11 protein-coding genes are annotated in these 11,303 nt (G+C 56.2%); 3 read left to right on the forward strand and 8 right to left on the reverse strand.

Translation table 11 applies throughout. The annotated features are described in order from the left end of the window. A partial coding sequence (locus HXY34_07800) for an FAD-dependent oxidoreductase (protein NWF96034.1) occupies positions 1-386 on the forward strand: 386 nt, incomplete at its 5' end. Between the two features lie 51 nt (positions 387-437). Here HXY34_07800 and HXY34_07805 read toward each other — a convergent pair. From HXY34_07805 to HXY34_07820, 4 genes are all read right to left on the reverse strand, one after another. Continuing rightward, positions 438-641 (reverse strand): hypothetical protein, encoded by a 204-nt coding sequence (locus HXY34_07805; protein ID NWF96035.1) that lies wholly within the window; start codon positions 639-641, stop codon positions 438-440. A gap of 96 nt (positions 642-737) precedes the next feature. Then, a complete protein-coding gene (locus HXY34_07810) occupies positions 738-1,316 on the reverse strand; it encodes a cob(I)yrinic acid a,c-diamide adenosyltransferase (protein ID NWF96036.1) in 579 nt (192 codons plus the stop codon). Continuing rightward, entirely contained in the window at positions 1,313-2,062 is a 750-nt protein-coding gene (locus HXY34_07815) for a flavodoxin family protein (GenBank protein ID NWF96037.1), read from the reverse strand. Before HXY34_07815 ends, HXY34_07810 begins: the two co-directional genes overlap by 4 nt. Positions 2,063-2,084: 22 nt before the next feature. Beyond that, positions 2,085-2,825, reverse strand: a complete 741-nt coding sequence (locus HXY34_07820) for a hypothetical protein (protein ID NWF96038.1) — start codon at positions 2,823-2,825, stop codon at positions 2,085-2,087. 345 nt (positions 2,826-3,170) lie between these two features. Between HXY34_07820 and HXY34_07825 the strand changes: the two genes are divergently transcribed. Both HXY34_07825 and HXY34_07830 read left to right on the forward strand, forming a co-directional pair. Then, positions 3,171-3,476, forward strand: a complete 306-nt coding sequence (locus HXY34_07825) for a hypothetical protein (protein ID NWF96039.1) — start codon at positions 3,171-3,173, stop codon at positions 3,474-3,476. A 119-nt stretch (positions 3,477-3,595) separates the two neighbouring features. Further along, positions 3,596-4,894, forward strand: coding sequence for a polymer-forming cytoskeletal protein (locus tag HXY34_07830; protein ID NWF96040.1), 1,299 nt, complete (start codon positions 3,596-3,598; stop codon positions 4,892-4,894). Between the two features lie 71 nt (positions 4,895-4,965). Here the strand turns inward: HXY34_07830 and HXY34_07835 are convergent, their stop codons facing one another. From HXY34_07835 to HXY34_07850, 4 genes are read right to left on the reverse strand one after another with little or no spacing between them, the layout of a single operon-like run. Next, complete coding sequence (locus tag HXY34_07835) at positions 4,966-7,821, reverse strand: hypothetical protein (protein ID NWF96041.1); 2,856 nt, start codon at positions 7,819-7,821, stop codon at positions 4,966-4,968. Between the two features lie 41 nt (positions 7,822-7,862). Next, positions 7,863-9,596: a formylmethanofuran dehydrogenase subunit A gene (locus tag HXY34_07840; GenBank protein NWF96042.1), complete on the reverse strand. Its 1,734-nt coding sequence runs from the start codon at positions 9,594-9,596 to the stop codon at positions 7,863-7,865. Further along, positions 9,596-10,873, reverse strand: coding sequence for a formylmethanofuran dehydrogenase subunit B (locus HXY34_07845; protein ID NWF96043.1), 1,278 nt, complete (start codon positions 10,871-10,873; stop codon positions 9,596-9,598). Before HXY34_07845 ends, HXY34_07840 begins: the two co-directional genes overlap by 1 nt. An 18-nt stretch (positions 10,874-10,891) precedes the next feature. Then, positions 10,892-11,290 (reverse strand): molybdopterin dinucleotide-binding protein, encoded by a 399-nt coding sequence (locus HXY34_07850; GenBank protein ID NWF96044.1) that lies wholly within the window; start codon positions 11,288-11,290, stop codon positions 10,892-10,894. Positions 11,291-11,303: the final 13 nt, after the last annotated feature.

Genomic DNA, 11,303 nt, shown 5'->3' on the forward strand with positions numbered 1-11,303 from the left:
AGGCCATCCAGGACGTCCTGTTCAAGTCCCCTGTTGAGATTCTCTGGAATACGCGTGTGCGCGAGTTTGTGGGTGGCGACCTGCTCGACTATGTTGTCCTCGAGGACACTCGGACCGGAGCCACCAAGAGTCTGAAGGTGGATGGTGTGTTTGTAGCACTTGGATCCAACCCTGAGAGCAAGCTCGCCGTAGACATTGGTGTCGCGACGAACGAGAGGGGAGAGATCATTGTCGATGCCAGGCAGAGGACCAGTGTGCCGGGCATCTTCGCTGCTGGTGATGTGATAGAGTCCATGAAACAGATTGTGGTGGCCACAGGTACAGGTGCAATTGCCGCGGACTCCGCATACGCATACATTCGTGGCGTCGAGCGAGGTCCGAGGTAGCGGTGCGCTTTTCATTCTTGGGAGTCTGTTGCAGAAGTCAGAACTTAATCCCTATGTCGTCGGCTTCCTCCTCTGCATTCGGACCTTAAGGAGTAGCCCTCCCATCAGAACCGCAAGAAGACTGAAGAGGTCATATGCCTGTGCATAGGCCGGGATTCTGGCATTCTGGACGGGAGGTGGAACAAGAGTCTGAGAGGTTTCGCAGGGCACTAGCGCTGCAAGACCGAAGAGGAGCACATGCCACGCAGTCGACAATACTGCCAGTTGGAACATTGCGGCGAAGGCGGACTTTACACCTCTTTCTAGTTGTGTATCACATCAGTTGTGCAACAGACCCGATTACGTCCGCCACTAGTACTCGAATCCTCTTCGGGCTTGGAGCGCCTTCTCCTTGTAGTAGTGCTTGACCTCTCTCATCTCTGTGACAAGGTCTGCGGCCTCGATGACCTCAGGTCGAGCATAGCGACCCGTCATGATGATCTCAACGCCTGGTGGTCGGGATGCGATCAACTCGAGCTGGTCTTCCAGAGAGATGAGTCCCCACTCGACTGCAACGTTGATCTCGTCCAGGATAAGTACATCGCATAGCCGCTCTCTCAGGGCTCTCTGAGCCATTCTGAGCCCTTCCTGCGCCTTCTCAATGTCGATTGGGTCGGGGTTGTGCCTGTCGACGAAACACTCCCTGCCAACAGGGACGAGTTTGAAACCGGTCACGCCTTCAAGGCTTCGAAACTCGCCATAATTGACCTCGACACCGTCGCCCCTGTGGGCAACCTTCGCTTTCATGAAGGCAATCATCAACACTTCAAGTCCGTGTCCTGCAGCCCTCAGACCGGCTCCCAGCGCGCATGTTGTCTTTCCCTTGCCGTTACCTGTATAGACTTGGACCAGACCCGAGAGTTCCGGCTTCTTCAAAGACTCGCACCTCATGCCTTCAGGCGCCTTACAATCTCGGCCACACGTCTTCCCAGTTGCTGACTGCTCTCCACGGCCAGTGTGTCGGTCTCAGCGGTACGCCACTTCCCCTCGTCTGTCTGCAGGCTGCCGGAACCAAACGGACCCTGCCTCACAGGACTTCCTACGCCACCCACGACAATCATGCCGTGAGCGAGAGCATAGCGATTAAGCAGATCAATCACAGCCTCCTGACCACCATAGCGTAGTCCCGCGAATGTGATGGCACCGAACACCTTGTCACGCAGCTGATGGTCTTGCATCTTCATGGACCGTGACCTGTCCATGAAGTCCTTCAGGACTCCCGGGACCGATGTGAAGTATGACGGTGCAGCGATGATGATTGCGTCGGCCATCCTGAGCTTCTCCTCCAGCTTCGGAAAGTCGTCCATCTCGCTCTCAGGACATGGCTTCTTCCTGACACACAGGTCGCAGCCTGTGCACCTGCGTATGGTGTACTCGCTCAGGTCCAGTATGAGTGTCGAAGACTCTCCACCAGGGCCCGTGTTCAACACTTCAGAAGCCGCTTCAAGTGCCTTCTGCAACAGAAACCTAGTACTCGACTTTGCCTTCTTCGGGGAGCCAGACACACCCACAATGAGCAATCCGGATGCCACCTCACAGGCACGTCCAAGTGGACGGATACTTCTACGTTTCGGAAGTTCCTGTCTTGCGCCTCCACTCTGGGGTCCGCCTAGTGGACAGGCTTCACGTCCTCCCATCGAGCGGATTCTCGGGCAGATGCTAGAGCGAGACCATGATTGCCTGACCTAACTCACTGACTGCTCTCGTAGCGGCCATGCGGCTGCTGCCCCTATATGATGCAGCGACAGCAGTCAGTCCTCGTACGCGGAGTGTCTGCACGGAATACCCGCTGATCTCTAGTGCCGACGGTACCAGGTCCATTGAAGTCCTGAGTGTACCCGTGGTCAGCCACTCACGGATCATTCGGAGGTGCGCGTCAGGCACATTGCCGCCAATCATCTGACCCTGAGCATCTAGCACAGCGACATACGCGACATCGTGTTTCTGAAGTATCTCTGTTATGGCCTCTTCGATTGCAGGAACGGACTTGTCCAACGGTAACTGAAGGTCCATCTGAACGTAATCATCAACGAGCTCTTCAAGCCCTGTGACGTCCTGCAACTGGCCTGACCACGAAGCCACAATTGGTCCATATCCTCTAGCCATCGCCCTGCCCAAGGACATGGCCTTCTTCTTGAGTGCAGCAGGAGACTCGTCGGATGTGGCCTCGATGACTAGCGAGAAGTTCTCCAGAAAGGAGTATACCCACATGTTGCCGCTATGCTCCATAATGTACGGCTGGTCCGGGTTGGTACTGCTTGAAGAACTATACAACATGACACAGGTGCGGACGTGATGGGGAATAGGTGAGTGTCCGGATGACTCATCAGTACCTGAGTGGTATCTTCGCACGTACAGTGGATCTCCGTTGTTCTTGACGACGTACGCAGCCCGTATCACGCGAGTGGTCTCCTCGGCCTGAAGGACTCGCTTCAGAGATAAGTCTTCTCCGTTCGCATTGCCAGTCTTCAGCCTGTTTAGAGTATGGAGCGGTGTCGAAAGAGGGGACAATGCCCCCGCTGGCGGCGCTTGTACCAATACAGAGGCATGGTCTTCAGGTGAAGGAGGGACTGATTCGGACAGCCCGCTCAGTAGTTCGTCTCCTGTGACCATATGTGCTCAGAAGCCATGAATGCCAAGCGAGTCCGCATTCATTGGGATAACGTGGCGAATCATCGTGCCATGATACAGTGACTTCGGAGGCCTTTTAATGTGTGAATCACATCACCAGTCAGGTCAAGTGTCATGCCAAAGGAAAAGGGTGAGCCACTGAAACGGAGCCGCTACGACATTTACGCGGAGATAGTCCGGATAGTCCACATCTACGGGTACTGCCCACTTACCAAGGCCGCCCGTTCCACTAACTTGCCCGTGGACAGGGCAAAGGAGACCATAGAGTACATGGTCGAGAGAGGTCTGTTGGAGGAGGACGAGGAGGACGGTCATCGCGTCTATAAGGTCACTGTGAGAGGACATCAATATCTTGAGCTCTACAAGAGACTGGCGGGGCTGGTCGGCATACCCATGCCGGAGCCCATAATCGGGATGTAGTGTGTGCATATCCACACCATCTTGTGTAGTAACATATTGTGACCCTTTCTTGTGGTTTCGCTTTATATTCGGGGCATGACTCGTTATGATTGGATGAATGTCATCAAGGAGACCAACGCATGACCGAGAGAGTCAAGTTCAAAGGACAACCCAGACTAGAACTGGGCGCAATCGAAGGAGACATCGAGATCTCCGACTGTGACTTTGTGGTTCCAAGAGAGGGAACGCAGATACTGATCAATGGAAATGTCAGAGTGGAGGGTGATGTCATCTTCGGTGGCGCTCTCAAGGCCAAGGCACTACACGCAAAGGCAAAGTCGATTGTGACCGTTGAGGGAGACCTTGACATTGAGACCACAGCCTTTGTTGACAGAGGTGACCTTGAGGTCCACGGCTCGGCATCCGCGAAGGAGATTGGAGCCGCTTCAGCACTGCGAGTAGAGGGCAACCTCACCTGTTCCGGTGCCAAGGCCGGAGGCTCGATCAAGGTGAGGCGAAACGCCAAGGCGCACCGCATGAGTGCAGGCGGGAGTGTTCACATAGAAGGCGATGCAGAGGCGGACAGGGTCAGTGCGGGAGGTTCTGTGGCAATCGACGGTCGTGCCACTGTATCGGAGGTCTCTGCGGGTGGTTCAGTGAAGTGCAACACCGGCAGGATTGGAAAGGTCGATGTCGGAGGCAGCTTCAAGGCCCTGGGAGCCGTTGAAGTGGATGAGATTGACGTCGGAGGCTCAGGTGTAGTAGGACCGGGCTCCACTGTCCATTCGGTGGACATAGGGGGCTCGTTCAAGTCTGATGGGAATCTCAGTTTTGGAGTCATTGATGTTGGCGGGTCGGTCAGGCTGGGAGGAGACTCGGAAGGAAGCACCATAGACGTCGGAGGCGCGCTCTCCGTTGATGGCAGTCTGCATATCAAGGAGGACCTTGATGTTGGCGGCAAGATTGAGATAGAGAAAGACCTCCGATGCAATGGCACTATCAAGATTGGCGGCACCATTTTCGTTGGCGGAAGAATCGACACTTACCGTCTGGCGGTTGGCGGGCGAGCAGAGGCAAAGTACATTCGTGCGACTGATGGGTTCAGGATTGGACGCAGGGGCGAGGTGCGTGGCTTTGTTGAGTCAAGAGACATAGTGGTGCGAGAGCGGGCTCGCACAGAGGCGCTCTATGGAGAGCAGATACGCGTTGAGGAGCGAGCCAGAGTCAGGCATCTCTATGCCCGAGACATATACCTGGAGCGAGAGGTCGTAATTGAAGGCACTGTCATGTACACTGACGATCTTGAGACCGAAGATGGAGTGAGGTTCAAGGAAGAACCCCGCAAAGTCGACCAGCTACCACCGCCTGAAGAGGTAGCGGGCCAGTCCTCGGAGCTGCGAAGGAGGTCAGATGACGGCCCTTGCACACAGTGCTCGTAGTAGCGGGGCAGTCCTCGGAACCGCAAGGACGGCCAAGTCAAGAATGGTAGTCATGCGCGCATCTCACGGGTTCACTGTCTGAGAGCCAGCATTCGAATCTCGCGGGGTGCAAAGGTGACTGGTATGCGACCTCGCTCCGTATGGCTTCTGATGACAGTCCCGTCCATCTTGACCTCGTCCGCCATCTTTTGCAGACCCGCAAGAGTCAGAGTCACCGTCTCCTGCACATCCGACATGTTGTACAGAGTGACGAGAAGGGAATTGCCACGAATCCTAAGCGACGACACTCTGATCGACGGATTGTCAAGCTCTAGCAGAGGGCTGGAGAGCTTCTCTGGGAACACAGCCTTGTACGCCGTGAAGGCCAAGGGGGTCGCACCTGCCGCTTCAGACTCCTCAGCACTGATATGCAGCGGGTCTGATGACGAATGGACCATGAAACCATAGAAGAACTCGTACTCCGTACCCATCTCCTGAGCCCCGGGAGTGGGCTCCGCGGGACCTGCATGCATGGGTCGCTCTGGAAAGTCCGACCGTGACAACCAACCAACGCTTCTCACAAGTGTAAGCGCAATACGATAACCGTTGGCAAGTTCAACTTCTGGAAGACCCCTGTTGAAGACTGTGATTGCATCTGGGCCGTTTGCGTCATCGACTCGGATGAAGCGTTTCTGTGCCTGAATCCCAGATGGCATCTCGGGATATGTTGAGACCGACTCCCGCAGCTGGTCGGGTGTTGGCATTGGCTCCGGTGCGGCCAGACGTCTGATACAGCCGAAGTGCGTGGACGTTGTCGTGTGTTCGGACTTGAACGGGAGGTCAAAGCATATGCGCAGACGATGGTCGCGCGTCCGATTGACAATACGTGTGACAATCTCAACTCGGGGCGTGTCGCGGTAGAAGCGGAATACCGACTCAACTGGGACCTCGGTCTTTCCAACTCTCGCAGTCCTTGTGTCATCAAGCCGGTCGCGCAGGGTCAGCACCATGCTCTGCTCCACCTCAGCAAACAGGGGACCACTTGTCCGCAATGATCGCTTCACGTCTGTGACAGACACATAGTCCGGTGGCACCATGCCAAAAGTGTACTCGTCGCCGCGGTCGCCAAAGTCTTCGAAGACGTGCAACCGACGATAGACGCAACCTGTGACCTTGTTTGTCAGGCTCAATGTGCCATCCTTGCTGAAGACGACTTGGTAGAAGCGATTGGCCACCCTCTCAGTGGTAGCAGTCAGAGGCACCACCTCCGGCTTCGGCTCCGGCTCCGGTTGATCGGGACTCGCACTCAGACATGCAAATGACCATGAGTTGAGTGGCACCACAGATGCGTAGACTGTCTGTGTCGGACGAGCAGCGACAATGTGTATCTTCTTGTAGGCCTTGCTGGCCAGAATCTCGCGAGCCTCTCTCTTGAAGGCCTCCATGTCAAAGTCACCGAGCGGCTGGTAGTCTGCGTCGAATCTCAGTTCCAGCAGACCGGGCTCCGCACCTTCGTGGTACTCCACTCCATTGATATAGAAGTCCATCAGCTTTCTCCCGGGGAGCAGCTTCATGCCCATCTTGGCAGCTGTGATGCCGAGCGTCATGTCGAGAAAGATGTCATCATGTGCCCGGACCCGCTGCACGGCATACGCCTTTCCGTCAGGAGACCTCAGGCTGCGGATGTCAGCCCCTCTCGGAAATGAGAACTCAAAGTACGTGGGTGTCCTCGATGTGGGTCCGGAATGGAATACCAGGACCTGTGACTCATCGCTGGGGACAATAGACTTCTGGATGGACTCTGAATAGCCCTCGATGACGGCTTCTGCGATGCTCTGAGCCCACGAGAACCGAGCCTTCATCTCCTCGTGAGTCTGGTCCACAGAACATCCGCAGATTGAGTCGTGAGGTTGATTCTGCAGGAACCATTTCCATGCGGTCGTCAGAAACCCGGAGGGGTACTCCAAGTTCAGCAGCTCATGCAAGTGAGCTCCGATTGGCTCGGCCTTGAGGACCAGAAGGTCCTCGACCCTCTGACTCCAGACCTTAATCCACATCCTCGCGGAATATGTGTCTTGGAGCATCGGGGCCCTTGCCGGAGACCTCAGCTCCCCAACGTAGACGGGCAGTTCCACACCCTGGCTTTGCACTGCGTTCTCGGCGAGGTCCAAGTAGCGTTCCAGACCATCCACGCTCACGTCAAGCTCTGGGCTTGACAGACGCTTGGCATACGCCGTCACAAAGGGCTGAGGAAAGAGATGGTCAGACCCGTTCATCAGCAGGTAGACAGGGACTGCCGAGAACGGTCTCAAGTCCTGTATGAGACCCCGAGCGAGGTCCACGAAACCGTCATAGTCCTCGGGAAACCTCGACGCATTGCCGTACCCGCCAGGCATATAGACAGTCAGGAGCGAGTCGGGCGAGTTGGCATGAGACCTCCATTGGAACAGGGTTGTCTTCAGACTCCACGGCACGCCTCGCCATAGGACTGCTGCACGAAGACCAGTGAGATTGCGAACCAGCTGCGGTATTGCACTGGTGTGACCGAACTGGTCAGGGAGGTATGCAATCTGCATGAGCGGAATGCCGAGCCGCGCGGCGAGGTCGTGGCTGTACTCAAGATTCCGAATGAGGCTCTCTCCACCCACTAGCCACTCGTCAGGCAGGAGATACCACGGTCCGACAGACACTCGACCAGCCCTTATGTGCGTGAGTAACTCCTCCTGACGCTCAGGTCGTATCTCGAAGTAGTCCTCAAGCACGACTGTCTGGCCGTCGAGCATGAACCTGTAGTCCTTGTCCTTCAGGCAGTCGAGCAGCTCGTCGATCAACCTGACGAGGTTGTATCTGAACCTCTGGAAGGGACGATACCACTCGCGGTCCCAATGTGTATGTGGGACGATGATTGCAATGTCCGTCACTGATGCTGCAACCTCATTCTGGGTCATGGTCCTCGGAATACTACTCCTGCTGGTGCAAAGCCGCCATATCAAGATTCAGCAACTGACGGAGTAGCCATGGGCGTCTCGAAAGCAGCACGGTATCGTACAGGCACAGCATAGTTGTCGAACGAGTGAGCATACCATCGACTGAATCGTTCTCTCACCTCGCCGACGACCCTACGATGTAGACTCTCCTCCACTTGAGGACTTGACGACCATACGCGACCATGTGGAGTACTCGCCACCTCACCTCTCTTCACCACAACGCGCCCGCCCAACACTGTGAGGTGGGCTGAGCTGAATGCACGGACAATCCGGTCGGGGTCACGCTGAATGTCGTCAGGACGCAGGTCGTAGACGGCGATGTCCGCATCCGCGCCCACACCGAGATGACCCTTCGTCGCCTGCAGCCCTAGGATCACCGCTGGTGCAGCCCTGGTTGCTATCGCCACCTCGTACAGAGACCACTCTCTGTCAGACTCTGCAACGGTGGAGCGTTGACCGACGCTCGGGTGCATCTCGGTCAGCCATCGGTCCCTCTGCCGCTTGCTCATCAGCCAGGATAGGACCAGAGGGTACTTTGTGAAAGGCCCGGCATTGGGATGGTCTGTGCTCAGAGCGCATCGCCAGATGTCCCTGATGTTGAGGGCATACTCCATTGAGACCGCCCACTGTACAGCGTTCGTTGGGGACTTTGGGTCGTAGGTATACGGCACGATGCCTGCGCCACCGGGAAGCTCTACATCCACGGTCATGTTCGCCCACTTTGAATGCGTGAGCTCGTACAGAGAGAACTGGAAGGGACCATCACCTGTCATGGTTGTAGCAGGCCCGAAGGTGATTTGCCCCAGGTCGACTGTGAAGTGGTCGTTTGCATTGGCGTACTCGGCAAGCTGGAGGCCTCCGGAGTGTACATCCTTCCACTCAGGCCTCCCGCCTTCAACCATTCCAAGAGCGTCGAACGAGATGTGGGCAAGGTGCACAATGTGTTTCCGTCCGTTGTGACCTCGGATGTGCTTAAGCGACTCCAGCTGGGCAATGGTTGTTTCGACGTTACCCACCTTTCCCAGGTTATTCGGGTGGAAGTGCAGAGGATGTGGCAGGCCCAACATCTCGACCGCCTGACAAAGCGATGTGAGAATCATGCGAGGAGTGATTCTCCAGTCGGGTATCTCGGTGTCAAGCTCCCGCACGTTCTTCCCGTGAGCCCATGCATAGGTCCCGCCGGGATTAACCACCTTGACGCCGAGGCCACCGGTGCTATGAAGTATCCAGCTGACGTAGGCTGCAAGACCGGGCAGGTCCTCCTGTTGGACGAAGTCGAATGTTATCATGTTGTTGCCCAACATAGGCAACATGGCGATGTCCACGTTCGTCAGGTCGTGCAACTCCTCCCAACAGTCGAGAGCCTTCACGGGAGGCACAGCCGGTTCAGTCACAGTGGTGTATCCCATTGTGGAGTAGCGATAGCCGGTTACGAATGAACTCGGCAATGTGAAACCCACACCGGAGCGTGTCTTCTTTGTTGCCGCTACCGGGTCAGCTCGATGATCCTCGGGACACATTGCACGAGCGGTATTCAGTTTGCTCCCGAGAATGTGAGTGTGAATGTCGACACCGCCAGCCATGACAGTGAGCCCGGAGAGGTCAATCCTTGAGGCACTCTCGGGCACGGAGTCCACTATCTTGCCATCCCTGATGGGGATGTCCATTATCTCACCATCGATGTGGTGCAGTGGGTCATACACCCTGCAGTTCTGGAGCAGTAGAGAGCGTGACACTATCTCATGCTCACCATCCTGTCGTATATCATGCGGAGGACTTCTCGGTCTGGAAGCACTCCAGCTGGCGGCTCCACTACCTTCCGGAGGTATAGAGGAAGGCCGTCCATTCTCACTGCGACCCCGTCACATTCTATTCCGGCCATCGCAGTGGGTATGTTCACTTCAGCAATGAGAGAGGTCAGGTTCCTCTTTGGATCCAAATTGATCACAGGGATGCGTCTGAGATGTCGGACCGCAGCTGCAGGGAGACTGGCAAGAGGATCAGCGGCCACGTTCAGCAGCGCGTCAACTTCGCCCCGTTGTAGTAGGTCGACTGCAGTATACTCCCCGGGCTGGTATCGTGGGTAGCCTCTGGAGAAGTCCACTGCAAAGGGGTAACCGGTGGTCCATGTCAGGGTCCTGTTGGCTCCTGCAACATTGAAGTGACCACGCATTGGCACCATGCTCCACTTTGCATACTCGTTCAGCTCCTGAACAAGTCGGATGGCCGCGTCCACGTTGTGATGTCTGCCCCAACTCTGTGTCAGACCCAGGCCATAGAAGAGCACTCCATATTCTGCCGCTCTCATCGACTCTGCCATCTGCTGGAGCTGTCCGATGGAGAGTCCTCCAACTTCAGTGCAGTCCAGCTTGTGCCCTCGAAGCAGAGCTCTGAGGACCGACATCACCTCAAGGTCATGGCCGGGTTGTATCTGGTAGAATGCGTCTGCGGCCTCAGCAGAGACCGTCCTCCTCACATCAACGACCCAGATGGTCCGTTTCGAGGCAAACTCCCCAATCGGGCGTGTGTACCTGTTCAGATGTCGAGGATGGGAGACCTGCGGATTCGAACCCCAATAGACTACAAGGTCCGCGCGGAGCCGAACCTCTCCCAACGAGCCTATTGGTTCGCCAGCATCCTGAGTGCCAAGTATGGATGGCCCGTGACAGACCGAGGAGGTGTTGTCTACCACCCCTCTCACCAGTTCGGCTATGCGATAGGCTTCCCTGTGTGCATCATTCTCAGTTGAGCTGAGACCATACACTAGAGGCCTCTTTGAGGCGGAGAGTATCCGTGCAGCATGGTCCACCGCAGTTGCAAGCGACACGAGCTCGTGGCCGCTCGAATGTCTCAAAGAAGGTCCGACCAGACGGTCGTCGGCATGCCTGAGGAACTTGGTCTTGCTGATAGCACACCCATTCCGATTGGACTTGATTCTCCCATCGTGGACCATGAGCTCGATGTCATCGCACAGGCAGCCGCAGAAGGGACAGGGTACGTTCACAACAGGCACGTCGTCGGTCAACACGGACTACTCCCCAAGCAATTTGCCCAGCAGTTCACTCACTCCCATGACCGACTGACCGGGTGCGGCACTGACTCTCGCTGCGACCCCCTTGAAGGTGGGCATACCACTGCAGCCGGTCAGTCCACCGATGAGTAGGTTGGCGTAGGGTCCAGTAGGTACGAAGATGACTCCGGGACGTGCCCGTCGGTCGACAGCTGATCTGAGAACAGCCGAACCCGCATCAGTCCGGACAAGTACTGGTTCGCCGGGGGATATACCGAGGGCTGAGATAGAGGAGGCGTCCATCTCGCACACAGCTGTTGACTCGATATACTCTACTGACTGCTTTCCGGTCTCCAGCGCTCGTCCTTGCGCAAGAGTACGACCAGTGGTGAGGACTACCGCAATCTCAGCCATCGTCATGTTCATTCACCTC

It is taken from the genome of Candidatus Thorarchaeota archaeon (assembly GCA_013388835.1).
GTDB lineage: Archaea > Asgardarchaeota > Thorarchaeia > Thorarchaeales > Thorarchaeaceae > JACAEL01.